We start from the raw sequence: 13578 nt of genomic DNA on the forward strand, positions 1-13578 counted from the left end.
AAAGTTATGAGCGTTCAGCCATCGGAAGTCATGGAAATGGACTTCGAGGAACTGAACTGGTGGCTTGAGCGCACCGAGGAGTGGGTAGGATGGCAGACAAAGGATACTCCTTAAGCCTGATCATTAAGGCCGTCGACCGCGTGACCGCTCCGTTGCGGGGAATCTTCGGCAAGGTCAGGGCGGCTAGCGCGGGCATAACCGGAGCGCTCGATCGAGTAGGTTTGCCGGTATTCACCAATAGCCTCAAAGGGGTAGGTGGAGCGGTTGCTGGCATTGGCAAGGCCGTGGACTCGAGTGCTCGGCGCTTGCTTGGGCTCGGCGCCACCCTGGGCATTACCGGCGCAGCGTTGAACCTGTTCTTCCAAGGGTTCGCCGATGCAACCGGGGCTATCGGCGATACGGCTGAACGCACCGGAATCAGTCGTGAGCGATTCCAGGAACTGGGCTTTGCGGCGAAGCTGACGGGTTCTTCAGCGGAAACGCTGGGCGGCGCCCTGCAGAAGATGCAGATCAACGTTGGCGCGGCCACGGCCGGCTCGAAAGAACTCAAGGAAATGTTCAAGGGCCTGGGCATCAACATCAAGGATGCATCAGGCAAGCTGAAAAGCTCTGATGCACTGTTCGATACTTTCGTCGACCGAATTTCGAAGATCAAAGATCCGTCGCTGCAGGCCCAGGCTGCTGTGAAGATTTTCGGCAAGAGCGCCACTGAATTGCTGCCGCTGATCCGTGGCGGTAGCGCCGGGCTCAAGGAAATGTCCGACGAGGCTCGCCGTCTGGGGCTGGTCATTTCCGACGACGCGGTGCGGGAAGGTGAGGCGTTCGGCGATACGCTCGACACGATCCATGCCGCGCTGAGTGGCGTGGGCAATACGATCGGCAGTGCCCTCGTGCCGCAACTCAATAAGCTCGGCACTCAGCTGATTGAGACGATCGTCAAATACCGGCCTCAGATTGAAGCGTTTGCGACGTCATTCGCAGCGAATCTGCCAGGCAATATCGAGAAGATTACCGGTCTGCTCGGCGAACTTTATGACGGAGTTAAACCCGTTATAGATATTTTCGGTTCGCTCTCGGACACTTTTGGTGCTGCCAACTTGGTCTTCACTGCGCTCGGCCTGTACATCGGCGGTGGTCTGGTCATGGCTGTACTGAATCTCGCAGTGGCGCTGAAGGGGCTTGGCGTAGCAATTACCCTCACCCCGGTCGGCTGGTTCCTCGCTGCGGTCGCTGCGATCGGCGCTGCGGCGTTCATCGTTTATCGAAACTGGGACGCCATTGCCAAATTCTTTGAAGAAAAGTGGGCGAGCGTCAAAGCCGCGTTTGCGGACGGAATCATCAATGGGATTGTAAAGCTCTGGCTGGAGTACAACCCAGTCACGCTGATGATGGAGGCATTCAACGGCTTAATCAGTTACCTGACTGGATGGGACATTGCCGCGATCATTGGAGAAAAAATCTCCGGCATTGTTTCTATTTGGGCCGGTCTGAACCCGATCACGCTGATGATGGAAGCATTCAGCAACCTAATCAGATACCTGACCGGATGGGACATTGCCGCGATCATTGGAGAAAAGCTCTCCGGAATTGTTTCTATTTGGGTGGGCCTGAACCCGGTCACGCTGATGATGGATGCCTTCGCGGCACTGATTAGATATCTGACCGGTTGGGACCTAGGGGTAATCCTGGGTTCTAAAATCGCTGAAGCCGTTGCTGCCATCAAGAACGGTTTACCGGACTGGGCAAAAAAACTCCTCGGTATTGATGGTGCTGTCGTCAGTGGTGTCGCTGAAGGCACCGCTCCGGTGGCCGGAAATTATGCGGCTGATACCGATCTGGGCCGTCGTGCCGCACAGATTGGCCAGGAAGCAGCGCAGCAACTCGCGCAGCCGCCGCAGGCAGTGAAGGTGCAGGTTGACCTGAACAACGTCCCGCCGGGCTCCAAGGTGAAAACCGAGGGCAGCCAGGGCGCCACCTTCGACACCGACATCGGCTTCTCAATGATGGCCCCATAACTGGAGCTCCCCATGGCTTGGCGAGACAACTATCGCGCCGCGACCTTTCGCGGCGTGGGCTTTTTTGTGGCCACGGCAGACAGCAGTCACGGCCGGCGCCAAGCGGTACACGAAACGGCGCAGCGGGATATCCCGTACACCGAGGATCTGGGGCGTAAGTCGAGAGAGTTCGGGATTACCGGCTACTTGCTGGGAAAGGAATATGACGTCGCCCGGGAAGAGCTGATCGAGGCGTGCGAGCAGGCAGGCCCTGGTGTGCTGGTTCACCCATACCGCGGCGAACTGACCGTGGTTTGCCGGGGGCTGAACGTCAGCGAGTCGTCGGAAGAAGGCGGCAAGTGCACTATCTCGATGACGTTCCTCGAGGCGGGCGAGGCTTCGTACCCATCGGCGAAGGTCGATAGCGTCAATGCAATCAGCGAAAAGGGCAACGAAGTCACGGATGCCGCCAAGGGAAGCTTTGTCTCCGACTTCCTCACGAAAGGCTACCCGTCGTTTGTGGCTGATGCCGCGACCGCGCAAATCAAGGATTTGAGTGATTTCCTGAGTTCGCCAGAATTCATCGTTTCCAGCGATATACAGGCGGTCTCGGACTTCTACGACAGGGTCAAGAGTATCGGTTCCGATGCCTTTGATCTGATCCAGTCGCCGTTCGATTTCGCCGAAAGTGTCGTAGACGCGATCGGCAGTATCCGCTCAGCGTTCGGTGGTAGCGCTTTCAAGATGCTGACCAGTCTTTACGATCAGTATTTTTCGAGCGGTGACGGTGGTGATGTACCCGTTGTGGTGGCGAACACCACGCCGAGCAGGAAGCAGGTCGCGAAGAACTCCAGAGCCATCTCAGCGCTTGTACGGCAATCAGCTATTTCGCAGGCGGCATCTGCCGCAGTGGTCACGCAGACCACGGAAGAGGTTTCGAACGGGGGTACGAAGACCGTCTCGTCCCCGACTAAATACGACAGCTATGAATCGGCGATCGCTGTGCGAACGGAACTCGCGGATCGTCTGGATGTGGAGAGTGAATCTACGATTGATGATCTGGTGTACGTCGCGCTAACTGATTTGAGAACGGCCGTCGTACAGGCAGTACCTGATCCCGATCAGGATCTTCCTCGGCTTGCGAGGTTCTCCCCGCGCCAGACGCTGCCTTCTTTGGTTGTTGCCTACCAGCTTTATGGGGACGCCGGGCGGGCTGATGACATCGTTGCGCGCAATGATCCCCGACGGCCTGGTTTTTTGACCGGTGGTCAATCGCTTGAGGTGCTTGTAAATGGATGACCTTGAGTTGCTGGTCAATGGAATGAATTACGCCGGCTGGACCCAGGTCGGTGTTACCCGGGCCGTGGATGCTTCTTCGGGGGCGTTCACGGTGACGCTGACAGAGCGCTGGGAAGGGCAGGATGGTCGTACCGCGCAAACGGAGCCTTGGCCAATTCTGCCAGGTGACCGGTGTGAGGTCAGGTTGGGGGGGATATCGATGGTGATCGGATACGTCGATATCTTCAAGCCTTCGTTCAGTGCGAACGATCACACCATCAACATTCAGGGGCGGGACCGAACTGCTGACCTGATCGATTGCAGCGCTGTGCACACCCCGGATGAGTGGAAAAACATCGACTTGCTGCGTTTTGCCCAGATCCTGGCAAAGCCGTTTGGTGTCGGGGTGTCGGCCGACGTGCCGGTTGGTGAACCGTTTCACGTGTGCAAGCTGCAACAGGGCGAGACGGCCTTCGAGGCGCTCGAGCGATATGCACGGCAACGCCGCCTGTTGCTCATGCCTGACGGTGCCGGCGGATTGTTGATCACCCGGACGGGTAACAGACGAGCGTCGGTTGGGTTGGTGCAGGGAGAAAACATTCTCAGTGCGTCGGGGAGCATCGATCACAGTCAGCGCTACAGCAATTACCTGGTAAAGGGACAGGCGGCTTACGACCCAGCCAGTGAAGGTGAGACCGAGGCACACATTGAGGCTGGTGCCAGTGACAGTGGAGTCAAGCGCTACCGGCCAATGCTGGTCGTCGCCGAATCGGGAAGCACGAGCGGCAGCGCCCAGGAGCGCGCAACGTGGGAGGCCAATAGCCGGCTAGGGAAATCGGCCTCAGCAAGCATCACGGTGCAGGGCTGGCGGCAGAGCCCGGGCGGTCCGCTATGGGAGCCGGGCATGCTGGTGCAGGTCAAGTCTCCGTGGCTGCGGATGGATGGTCAAATGATCATCCGCCAGGTCACATACGAGCGCGGTGAGGGCGGCACCACCACCAAGCTTGACATCGTGAGCCCGCAGGCATTCTCGCCAGAACCGCCGGACTCCAAGAGAGGGGCAAAGGGGAAGACCGCCAAGAAGGGCGGCCGAAACATTTGGGCTGAGGCCATAGGGGAAGAGGACAAGAAAGATGGGTAACCCAGTTCGAGACCTCGGCAACCGAGTGATGATGATGTTCGGCCGCGGTGTTCTGCGCGGTGTAAATGACGCGAACGGTAGGCAGCAAGTGCAGGTCGAGCTTTTGAAGAACGAACTGCGTGACGGCGTTGAGCACATGCAGAACTACGGCTTCACCAGTCACCCAACCGGCGGCGATGTTGCCGTGGCATTCCTTGGTGGAAATCGAGAGCAGGGCATCGTGCTGGTAGTCGATGACCGACGCTATCGAATACCACTGGAGGCGGGGGAGGTCGCGATGTACGACGATCTCGGCAACAAATTCGAACTCCTGCGGGACATGGTCAAGGTGACCGCCGTTCAGCACGTTGAGGTGACGGCTCCGACGATCAAGCTGATCGGCGATCTTGAGGTAGTCGGCAACATCACCACCACTGGTACCGTCACCAATAACGGCAAGGACATAGGCAGCACCCACCGGCATGGCAACGTGACCGTTGGCAGTGCGAACTCAGGAGTGCCCACTTGATGGCCGACGCAGCGATGGTAATGACCGAGTTCGGCGGCGACCTGGTGCTGTTTGGGTTCGACCTTGAGCGTGATGACGGGCTCGAGACGGCCGTCATCATCAGCCTGTTCACCGATCGCCGGGCGAGTGCAGAACAAATTCCGCCTGAGTATCCGCAGGACGACCTGCGCGGGTACTGGGGTGACATCACCAATGCATCCGCTTCTGACCAGACCGGTTCGCTGCTCTGGTTGCTTGCCAGGGAAAAACAGCTTCCACAAACCTTGAGTCGCGCCGAGCAGTACTGCCGGGAGGCGCTGACCTGGATGATCGACGACCTGGTGTCGACGAGGATTGATGTCGTCGCGTCGTACATTTCGCAGGGCTGGATGCAGCTGGTGATCGATATCTACCGGCCTACCGGACAAGCGGTTCGATTCCAATACAACTACGAATGGTCGGCCCAGGCCGGCAAGAGGACAGGCTGATGCCATTTGCTCGACCGACTTTGCCCGAACTCATCGATCGGGTGACCACTGATATCAGCGGCCGCGTTACCGGGGTGCAAAGTGCGGTGCTGCGCCGCTCGCTGCTCGGGATTGTCGCGCGATCTGAGGCAGGCGCCGTCCATATGCTCTATGGATTCCTTGAGTGGGCTGCGAAACAAGCGATCATCGACACCGCCGAGAAAGAATACCTTGAGCGATGGGCCGCCATCTGGAAGGTATTTCGCAAGTCCGCCGATTATGCGACGGGGGCGGCTCTGCTCTCCGGCGCAATTGGTTCCACGGTGCTGGCCGGAACGATCCTCCAGCGGCAGGATGGTGCAGTACCGTGTTTTGGCTGACGGGATATTCACCGATACGACGTTGCAGCCGACGATCGTGGCAGTGGAGGCCGGTGCCTTGGGCGACACTCAAGCAGGCACACCGCTATTTCTACTGTCACCCGTTGCTGGTGTTCAGTCCACAGGGTCTGCCGCGAGCGATATAGAAGGAGGGCTCGATGTTGAGACGGACCCACAGCTTCTCAGTCGCTTATTGAAGCGAATCCAGGAAACCACCGCACGGCGGGGCAGAGGCCGATTATGAGCTTTGGGCGCTTGAAGTTCCGGGGGTTACCCGGGTGTGGGTTTATCCACGCCAAGTGGGCGCCGGCACCGTTACCGTTCTGTTCGTGTGCGATGGCGAGACGGACATAATCCCGACGCCGGCCAAGGTTGCGGAGGTTCAGGACTACATCGATGACAGCACCCGGCGCCCGGTTACTGCTGAGGTGTTCGTAGCTGCTCCAATAGATGATCCGCTCAACATGACCGTGAAGCTGTCGCCAAACACCGCCGCAGTTCAGGCCGCAGTTAGGGCGGAGGTCGCTGATTTGATCGTACGCGACTCGAAGCCGGGGTCTCCAATCCTGATAAGTCGACTGCGCGAGGCAGTTTCGATTGCGGCTGGCGAGGCTGACAACGCCATTGTCACCCCGACATCCGACGTCGCGCACGCCGTCGGCCACATGGCCGTACCTGGGACCATCACCTTCTCCAGCTTTTAAGGAGGCGTAATGCCGACAGCTGCCGACTACCTGGAGCAGCTGAAAACGCTGCTGCCACCCGGTCAGGCATTCCCTCGGGAAGCCGGTACCACCTTGCATGACTTGCTGGATGGCATGTCGATCGAGCTTGCTCGGGTTGATGGCCGCGGCGAATCGCTCCCCAAAGAAGCGAACCCCGCCAGTACCAACGAGCTATTGAGCGATTGGGAGCGGGTCGCTGGACTTCCCGACAAATGCTCCAGGGCGCTGGAGGAAACCCTGCAGGGCCGCAAGAACGCACTTTTAACAAAGCTCACCAGCACCGGCGGGCAATCGCCTGGCTATTTCATTGAGCTCGCCGCCTCACTTGGCTACACGGTGACGATCGAGGAGTACAGGCCTTTCAGGGCCGGCCACTCCAGCGCAGGAGACCTTCTGACCAATGGGCCATGGATTTTTACTTGGCTTATCAGGGCGCCGGAAGTCAGCGTGACGGAATTCCGAGCAGGTCTTTCAGGCGCTGGTGAGCGACTACGCACATGGGGTAATGACACCCTCGAATGCAAATTGAATCAACTCAAACCCGCACACACGATCGCGATTTTCGCGTATGGAGCATAATCAATGCACAGAATTGATGGCCCCGGGGCCACGGCCGACAACAAGTTCACGGAAGGCGATCCGGTTGGTGGTGTACAAGCGACTGTCGTTACTGAGGACTGGCTGAACGATGTTCAAGAAGAACTCATCTCGATTTTGACGGCCGCAGGAATCACACCAGCGAAAGGTACTCAGAATCAAATACTCGCGGCTTTACGCGGTAGCTCTTTGTTCCAAACTCCTGCGCTGTTTGATTTCAGTAAGCGAGTAGCAACGACTGAGTTTGTGAAAAACGCCGGCTTTCAGTTCTCCCAGACTACGCAATACATTTCGGGACCGAGGACGCTGACTGCATCGCAGGCAGGGTCCTTCATCGACCTGGCTGGCGCTTACACCGGCGATGTGACTCTGCCCGCCCTGAGCAGCGTTCCAGACGGTGCCACCTTTTACATCTGGTCGGGCGCTTCAGCCTCACTGAACGTCAATAGATCTGGAAGCGACCAGATATTCGTCAATGGTGCGGTCGTTAACTCGATCGCAATGAGCAATGGCGATACGCTCGTTATTGGTAAGTCTTCTCCTGCCGGTGCCTGGGTGGCCATGTGGGGATCCGCTCAATTCCCATATTCCGCGGTCTACGCTGGGCTGGCGCCGAAGCCAATTGCTGTGCCTGGGCGGGGTGCGTGGCAAGCAAACGTTGCTGGGGTGAACTCGGCACTGGTCGCTCCGGCAGGGGGGACGTGGTCTGTGTTTGCTTTGCCGTTTGCTTCAGGTGGTTTGTCGCAGACAGGTGTCGCGCCGATTGCAACTGTGGTAGCTGGCGGGACAACTATAACTGCGGCTGTTTCCGGTCAATATTGGTACGGTTTTTTCTGGAGGCTTCAATAATGTTCACCGATTGTTCTTATGATTCGACCGGACAAATAGTGTGTATCTACCGCGGAATGCCGTTTCAGTGCACCGAAAAGGAAACACCCGATGAGTGGATTGCATTGCAGGCCGCTATAAATAGCGGGGACGTAGTTGTCGCCAATTACGAGCCTATCCCTGTTGTGCCGCCCACTCCCGAAGAAATACTGGCGGCCAACACCGATACCTTTTCCGCCTTGAAGAGCCAGGCATCGATCGCGATGACCCCATTGCTTTTGTCTCTTCAATTGGGTGATGCGACGGCGGCCGAAACGGCATCTGCAAAAGCTTGGCAGGCTTACTCCCGTGCGCTCACGGCTGTAGATTTGACTAAATCTGAACCTTCTTGGCCATCTCTGCCATCGTAAAATTAGGCGCCTGATGTCGGCACCGCTCTGATAACATTCGCCCAATCATAAGGGGCGGATTACGTTGACAATTGCCATCGAAAAAAACTTCTCCACACGGCTGGAGTCACTGCGCGGCCTGGCCGCGATATGCGTAGCTGTCGGGCATTCTTTGATTTGGCTGAGATTCATTACTGAACCAGCTATTTGGGTGAAGTCAGTATTTGATGTGAACGGTATCCAAGCGAGTATTGCGAGGGCGCTGATCGCTGTATTCAGTGGCGCTGCTGCAGTTGACTTGTTTTTTGTTTTAAGCGGCTATGTACTCGCGCAGTCGATATCCAGAAGGAACATCGATGTCTTCGCATTAGTCGAGTACTCAGTAAGACGGTTGCTTCGTATCATACCCGCTTATTGGTTTTCGCTTGTTTTAGCGATAATTTGCATATTCGTTTTTTCTGACGGCTATGTTGCGAAAGAAGCGGGCACGGTCTGGTTCAATGGCTGGTATCGCGAGCCGGTATCAACGTCTGTGGTGATAAACAACGCTCTTCTGCAATCGCCCAGTTTGAACCCCAATTCATGGACCTTGTTGGTTGAGGTCCTCGGTTCGCTGATTCTGCCTTTCCTTCTATTGATCGGTGGGCGTGGCGGTATTGCAACCACTTTGGTGATGCTGGCGATAGCTATTGCCCTGTCCACCATCGCGCCCGGGTTCGGCTGGTCGTGGGCATACTATTTCTTTATGTTTGCGACTGGCGTTGCAACTGCCAAGCATGGAGATTCGATCACGTCTTGTCTCACCCCTACCATGATTAAAATTTTAATTTGGTTTGCTATCGTCTGTCTCTTGGCAGGCAGTGCTTTCTTTCCATTAGTTCATGTTCTTCCGCAAGATGTTTTATTTGTGATTGGATCCGCCTGTCTTGTAATGCTTTTGGGCGGCAATTCCATCAAGGGAAACATTGCGATATTGGATAATCGCTTTTCGCAATTCGTTGGGCGCGTTTCTTACAGTTTTTATTTGTTGCATTTCATGGTGCTGTATTGGACTGCGACTGCAATTCTTGAATTGTTTTCGGAGCACCTATTAACGGCATACCCGCTGGCGATCATGCTTACAGTCGCTGGGTTAACCGTCGCGGCATCGCTGCCCTTGTCGTGGGCTTCTTACAAATATGTCGAAAGGCCGTTCGTCACCCTTGGCAGATCGCTTTTCAAGCCGCGCCGCAAAAAAGCCGTTACGACGTAACTACCGAAACCCTAAGGAGTCGGCCTTCGAGCCGGCTTTTTTTGCCTGGAGAATGCCATGCCGATCACCCAGCAGCAGCTGCTGAAGATCCTACCGAACGCCCGCACCCAAGCGGGCGTTTTTGTTTCTGCTCTCAACACCGCCATGCAGCACTACCAGATCGTAGGCCCGAAGCGCGCGGCCGCGTTCATTGCGCAAATCGGCCACGAGTCCGGCCAACTGCGCTGGGTGCGCGAGATCTGGGGACCGACGGATGCGCAGCGCGGTTACGAGGGGCGCAAGGACCTGGGCAACACCGTGCCGGGTGACGGCCGAAAGTATTGCGGGCGCGGCCTGATCCAGATCACCGGGCGGTCGAACTATGCCGCGTGCGGCGAAGCGCTGGGCCTCGACTTGATCAGCCATCCCGAACTGCTAGAGCTGCCGCAGCATGCCGCGATGTCGGCGGCGTGGTTCTGGAAGCAGAAGGGATTAAACGATTTGGCCGACCGGGACGAGTTCAACACCATCACCCGGCGGATCAATGGCGGACTGAACGGATTGGCGGATCGGCTCGCGCTGTGGGAGAAGGCGCGGGCGGTGCTGGCGTGACCGTCCCGTGGAGGTTGATCGGCGTTTTGATGCTGGCGCTGACCGCCGGGGCCGGCGCCTGGCAGTTTCAGGACTGGCGTTACGGAAAGCAGTTGGCCGAGCAGGCCCGGCTGCACACCGAAACCCTGAATCAGCTGACCATGGCCGCCGCCACCGCGCAGCAGGCCGAGCAGGATAAGCGGCTGGCGCTCGAGCAGCGGCTGGCGGCCAGTGACAAAACCCACTCCGAGAAAATGACCAATGCTCAAAAAGCCCAGGCTCTTCTGCGCGATCGCCTTGCCACTTCTGATCTGCGGCTGTCAGTCCTCATCGATGCGGGTGCAGCCGGTGGCTGTTCAGTGCCTGACACCGCCGGCGCCGGCGGCGTGGATCATGCAACCGTACGAGCCCGACTTGACCCGGCGCATGCTCAACGAATTGTCGCCATCACCGACGAAGGTGACCGGGGACTGATCGCGCTGCAGGCCTGCCAGGCGTACGTGCGAGAAATCACGCGCTGATGGGGCGGATCAGGTCGGGGCCTTGGTTGCGGACATTGCCGACGGCGCGGTCGACCTTGAACCATTCGAAAGCCTCGGATGGCTCTCCCTGGTGCAGCACCATCTGCTCGGCGCGCTCTTTCGGTGTGGCCGGATCCAGCCATTCCCGAGCGAGTTCCGGCGATAGCGCGACCGGCCGCCGGTCATGAATGTCGACCATGCCGCCCGCGCTGTCGGCGGTGATGATGACAAAGCCGTCATGCTCGCCCGGGCCATGTTCTTCGTTCGGATACTGGCCGATCGCGGCGCAGAGGATTGGCGACTGGTCTCGGTGCCGGATCAGGTACGGCTGCTTCTTCGGGCCACCCTCGTCAACCCACTCGAACCAGTTGTTGATCGCAATGATCGCCCGGTGCGGCCAGATGGCGCGGAAGAATGGACCGTGGGCGACTTTCTCGACCCTGGCGTTGATCGGTGCGGCGCGATCCTTGGCCCAGTGCGGGCGCCATCCCCAGCGGACCATGTCGGCGTGCAGGAACTGACCTTCCTGATGGAAGAGGGTAAGCTGGGCTGTCGGCGCGGCGTTGTACCGCTCGAGGGGCTGCTCGCCGGTTGAGTTGATCAGGGCGTTTGGCATGCTGAGCGCCGCCACGAAGTCGTGAGTGCCGCTGTATTGGGAGAGTCGTCCGCACATTGCCAGATCCTCGCATGAGCTTTCAGCGTAGACCTGCTGGTGCTGGCTTTGTCACAAAACCTTTTCCGGAGCAGCTCTGGCAGTCTTCCCGCGTGCCAAATTGATCAAGGCACACAGGGCAGGTGCAGAACACCGCTGATTCAATGTGTGGTCGCACCTTTTCAAAAGTACGCAGATCGCGCTCTTCCTTTGCGACTTGGCCAGCATCAACCAGCGCGCGGTAAGTGTCTGGGTCGTCGATGGGGCTGTAGTCGACGCCACCGATGACCCGCTCAGTTTCGACCAACTGATATTGCTGCCCATACATGGCCAGGATCAGCCCGGAAATTTTGCCAATGTTCCTTGATAGCCCCAGGTTGAGATGTATGCCTTCTGGACCAGAGTAAACCTTCCCGTCATACGCGGATGACGCGCCTCGCGGCGTGGCAGATGCGAAGTTGAATATGGACCGGCTGATGGTGCCCAGCAGCTTTCCGTTGTCGATCTGCACGACCCTGTAGGTCGACGCACCGCGGTAATGGCCCGGCGAATTCTGCAGCTCCTCGACGGCGTGCCAGTAAGCAGCGTCTGCCACCTCGTTCATTTCGAACTGTTCAAGCTGGTCGATCAGTCCCTCTGTTTGCAGCGCCGCTGACATCTCATGAAGGGTTTCGCGGTGCCCCTCTGGGTTTTGCATGCGGAAATCTTGATCATCGAGAGTTGAGCGCCATCGCTGGAGTCGGAGGGCTTTCGCCTGGTCGAAATTCATGGGAACGGATTCACTGTACAAATGCTGTATGCATGTACAGTAATCGAGTGTCGCAAGGTGGGCGAGGGCGAGGCGACGAGCTGTAGGATTTTGGATTGGTATTCGTCGGCAGGACGCCGGGGAGGGAGTGAAAAGCGGTTAGTTATGGAACACGTCCAGAATAGTTATGGAACGCATCCTGAAGGGCGAAGATTTTTCAGAACGGCAGAAACGACAAAGCCCTGAATAATCAGGGCTTTGTCATATCAAATATGGCGGAGGCGATGGGATTCGAACTCATGGACCTGTTACAGTCGACGGTTTTCAAGACCGTTGCCTTAAACCACTCGGCCACACCTCCGTTTGCGTTGCGGGCGCCATAATACCTGAATGAAACACACTGTCAAACTCTGTGCATGGCTTGTTACAGAGCGTCTGTTATGATCTTTGCCACTGAACGTTTCAAACCAACAGGAGTGTCGCCATGCGCGAACAGGATTACGCAGTTCACAACAGCGTGCAGGCTGAGCAGCTAGAGGTTAGCCGCGTCCTGCGCAACACTTACGGTCTACTGGCGCTCACCCTCGCATTCAGCGGTGTGATGGCTTTCGTGGCCCAGCAGATGCGCGTCGGCTATCCGAACATTTTCGTGGTGCTGATCGGTTTCTACGGGCTGTTCTTCCTCACCAACAAACTCCGTGATTCTGCGTGGGGCCTGGTGTCCGCCTTTGCGCTGACCGGTTTCATGGGTTTCCTGCTCGGCCCGATCCTCAACCGTTACCTGGGCATGCAGGGCGGCGCTGAAGTGGTCAGTTCGGCATTCGCGATGACCGCGCTGGTGTTCGGTGGTCTCTCGGCCTACGTGCTGATCACCCGCAAGGACATGAGCTTCCTCGGTGGTTTCATCACCGCCGGTTTCTTCGTGTTGCTGGGTGCAACGCTGGCGAGCATGTTCTTCCAGATCAGCGGCCTGCAACTGGCGATCAGCGCCGGTTTCGTGCTGTTCTCGTCGGTGTGCATTCTGTTCCAGACCAGCGCGATCATCCACGGTGGCGAGCGCAACTACATCATGGCAACCATCAGCCTGTATGTATCGATCTACAACCTGTTCATCAGCTTGTTGCAGATCTTCGGCATCATGAGCCGCGACGACTGATCGCTGTTTGTGAATCAACAAAAAACCCGCTTCGGCGGGTTTTTTGTTGCCCGTGCGAAAACGTAGTGGCCTTTCGCCGACATTTTTTCAAGAAATCATGGCGCCTTTATGGAATTGGCCTACACCTAAGACAAGGAAGAACGGCAGGCGGTCGACAGGAGTCGGCATGCAGTAACACCTTCTACAGCCCCCGCATCCCATGTTTCTTCTTCTGTTCAAGCCCGGAGCGTCGCCCGGGTTGTCGTATTCGTTCATCCGGAAAACAGGAGGTCCTCCAAACCAGCCTACCCAGATTCAACCGTGAGTTGCTCTCGGCCCGCAAGCCGAGTCCCTGATTATCAAAAAAATAATGGAGGCCCTGGTGGTCGGACTCGATTCATGGGTCGCTGCAGG

At 57.5% G+C, this 13578-nt stretch carries 14 protein-coding genes, 1 tRNA gene and 2 pseudogenes; 14 read left to right on the plus strand and 3 right to left on the minus strand.

Features of this window, described 5'->3' with window-relative positions:
• The first annotated feature begins 89 nt into the window (after positions 1-89).
• The 13 genes and pseudogenes from E3Z29_RS15780 to E3Z29_RS29935 all read left to right on the plus strand — a co-directional run bounded on the left by E3Z29_RS15780 (position 90) and on the right by E3Z29_RS29935 (position 10582).
• Positions 90-2015, plus strand: coding sequence for a phage tail tape measure protein (locus E3Z29_RS15780; RefSeq protein WP_134786245.1), 1926 nt, complete (start codon positions 90-92; stop codon positions 2013-2015).
• Between the two features lie 12 nt (positions 2016-2027).
• Positions 2028-3293, plus strand: coding sequence for a DNA circularization protein (locus E3Z29_RS15785; protein ID WP_134786246.1), 1266 nt, complete (start codon positions 2028-2030; stop codon positions 3291-3293).
• Complete coding sequence (locus E3Z29_RS15790) at positions 3286-4413, plus strand: phage baseplate assembly protein (protein ID WP_134786247.1); 1128 nt, start codon at positions 3286-3288, stop codon at positions 4411-4413. The genes E3Z29_RS15785 and E3Z29_RS15790 overlap by 8 nt, the downstream gene beginning before the upstream one ends.
• Positions 4406-4921: a phage baseplate assembly protein V gene (locus tag E3Z29_RS15795; protein ID WP_134786248.1), complete on the plus strand. Its 516-nt coding sequence runs from the start codon at positions 4406-4408 to the stop codon at positions 4919-4921. The genes E3Z29_RS15790 and E3Z29_RS15795 overlap by 8 nt, the downstream gene beginning before the upstream one ends.
• Entirely contained in the window at positions 4921-5388 is a 468-nt protein-coding gene (locus E3Z29_RS15800; RefSeq protein WP_134786249.1) for a phage GP46 family protein, read from the plus strand. The genes E3Z29_RS15795 and E3Z29_RS15800 overlap by 1 nt, the downstream gene beginning before the upstream one ends.
• Before the next feature lie 143 nt (positions 5389-5531).
• Positions 5532-5991: pseudogene (locus E3Z29_RS29930) on the plus strand (baseplate J/gp47 family protein).
• 19 nt (positions 5992-6010) lie between these two features.
• Positions 6011-6451: pseudogene (locus tag E3Z29_RS29515) on the plus strand (baseplate J/gp47 family protein); the annotation flags it as partial.
• A 9-nt stretch (positions 6452-6460) separates the two neighbouring features.
• Complete coding sequence (locus E3Z29_RS15810) at positions 6461-7051, plus strand: YmfQ family protein (RefSeq protein WP_134786250.1); 591 nt, start codon at positions 6461-6463, stop codon at positions 7049-7051.
• Positions 7052-7054: 3 nt separating this feature from the next.
• Positions 7055-7918 (plus strand): hypothetical protein, encoded by an 864-nt coding sequence (locus tag E3Z29_RS15815; RefSeq protein ID WP_134786251.1) that lies wholly within the window; start codon positions 7055-7057, stop codon positions 7916-7918.
• On the plus strand, positions 7918-8307 hold the full coding sequence (locus tag E3Z29_RS15820; RefSeq protein ID WP_134786252.1) for a tail fiber assembly protein: 390 nt from the start codon (positions 7918-7920) through the stop codon (positions 8305-8307). The genes E3Z29_RS15815 and E3Z29_RS15820 overlap by 1 nt, the downstream gene beginning before the upstream one ends.
• Before the next feature lie 64 nt (positions 8308-8371).
• The gene (locus E3Z29_RS15825; RefSeq protein ID WP_167734132.1) at positions 8372-9538 is read left to right on the plus strand and encodes an acyltransferase; all 1167 of its coding nucleotides are present in this window, start codon (positions 8372-8374) and stop codon (positions 9536-9538) included.
• Positions 9539-9595: 57 nt separating this feature from the next.
• Positions 9596-10129, plus strand: a complete 534-nt coding sequence (locus E3Z29_RS15830) for a glycoside hydrolase family 19 protein (RefSeq protein WP_134786254.1) — start codon at positions 9596-9598, stop codon at positions 10127-10129.
• 312 nt (positions 10130-10441) lie between these two features.
• Positions 10442-10582, plus strand: a complete 141-nt coding sequence (locus E3Z29_RS29935; protein WP_372241223.1) for a lysis system o-spanin lipoprotein Rz1 — start codon at positions 10442-10444, stop codon at positions 10580-10582.
• A gap of 36 nt (positions 10583-10618) precedes the next feature.
• Here the strand turns inward: E3Z29_RS29935 and E3Z29_RS15840 are convergent, their stop codons facing one another.
• The 3 genes from E3Z29_RS15840 to E3Z29_RS15850 form a co-directional block, all read right to left on the minus strand.
• On the minus strand, positions 10619-11302 hold the full coding sequence (locus E3Z29_RS15840) for an SOS response-associated peptidase family protein (protein ID WP_134786256.1): 684 nt from the start codon (positions 11300-11302) through the stop codon (positions 10619-10621).
• Between the two features lie 22 nt (positions 11303-11324).
• The gene (locus tag E3Z29_RS15845) at positions 11325-12050 is read right to left on the minus strand and encodes a hypothetical protein (RefSeq protein ID WP_134786257.1); all 726 of its coding nucleotides are present in this window, start codon (positions 12048-12050) and stop codon (positions 11325-11327) included.
• A 252-nt stretch (positions 12051-12302) separates the two neighbouring features.
• Positions 12303-12390: transfer RNA gene (locus tag E3Z29_RS15850), tRNA-Ser, on the minus strand.
• Positions 12391-12513: 123 nt separating this feature from the next.
• Here E3Z29_RS15850 and E3Z29_RS15855 point away from each other — a divergent pair.
• Entirely contained in the window at positions 12514-13185 is a 672-nt protein-coding gene (locus E3Z29_RS15855) for a Bax inhibitor-1/YccA family protein (protein WP_027613775.1), read from the plus strand.
• The last annotated feature ends 393 nt before the right edge of the window (positions 13186-13578 follow it).

Origin of the sequence: Pseudomonas sp. S150, assembly GCF_004526365.1 — a bacterium.
Taxonomy (GTDB): Bacteria; Pseudomonadota; Gammaproteobacteria; order Pseudomonadales; family Pseudomonadaceae; genus Aquipseudomonas; species Aquipseudomonas putida_A.

Coding starts and splice junctions, on each gene's coding strand:
- E3Z29_RS15785 (WP_134786246.1), top strand. CDS start 2,028: ATGGCTTGGCGAGACAACTATCGCGCCGCGACCTTTCGCGGCGTGGGC.
- E3Z29_RS15855 (WP_027613775.1), top strand. CDS start 12,514: ATGCGCGAACAGGATTACGCAGTTCACAACAGCGTGCAGGCTGAGCAG.
- E3Z29_RS15830 (WP_134786254.1), top strand. CDS start 9,596: ATGCCGATCACCCAGCAGCAGCTGCTGAAGATCCTACCGAACGCCCGC.
- E3Z29_RS15810 (WP_134786250.1), top strand. CDS start 6,461: ATGCCGACAGCTGCCGACTACCTGGAGCAGCTGAAAACGCTGCTGCCA.
- E3Z29_RS29935 (WP_372241223.1), top strand. CDS start 10,442: ATGCGGGTGCAGCCGGTGGCTGTTCAGTGCCTGACACCGCCGGCGCCG.
- E3Z29_RS15780 (WP_134786245.1), top strand. CDS start 90: ATGGCAGACAAAGGATACTCCTTAAGCCTGATCATTAAGGCCGTCGAC.
- E3Z29_RS15820 (WP_134786252.1), top strand. CDS start 7,918: ATGTTCACCGATTGTTCTTATGATTCGACCGGACAAATAGTGTGTATC.
- E3Z29_RS15840 (WP_134786256.1), bottom strand. CDS start 11,302: ATGTGCGGACGACTCTCCCAATACAGCGGCACTCACGACTTCGTGGCG.
- E3Z29_RS15845 (WP_134786257.1), bottom strand. CDS start 12,050: ATGAATTTCGACCAGGCGAAAGCCCTCCGACTCCAGCGATGGCGCTCA.
- E3Z29_RS15800 (WP_134786249.1), top strand. CDS start 4,921: ATGGCCGACGCAGCGATGGTAATGACCGAGTTCGGCGGCGACCTGGTG.
- E3Z29_RS15795 (WP_134786248.1), top strand. CDS start 4,406: ATGGGTAACCCAGTTCGAGACCTCGGCAACCGAGTGATGATGATGTTC.
- E3Z29_RS15790 (WP_134786247.1), top strand. CDS start 3,286: ATGGATGACCTTGAGTTGCTGGTCAATGGAATGAATTACGCCGGCTGG.
- E3Z29_RS15815 (WP_134786251.1), top strand. CDS start 7,055: ATGCACAGAATTGATGGCCCCGGGGCCACGGCCGACAACAAGTTCACG.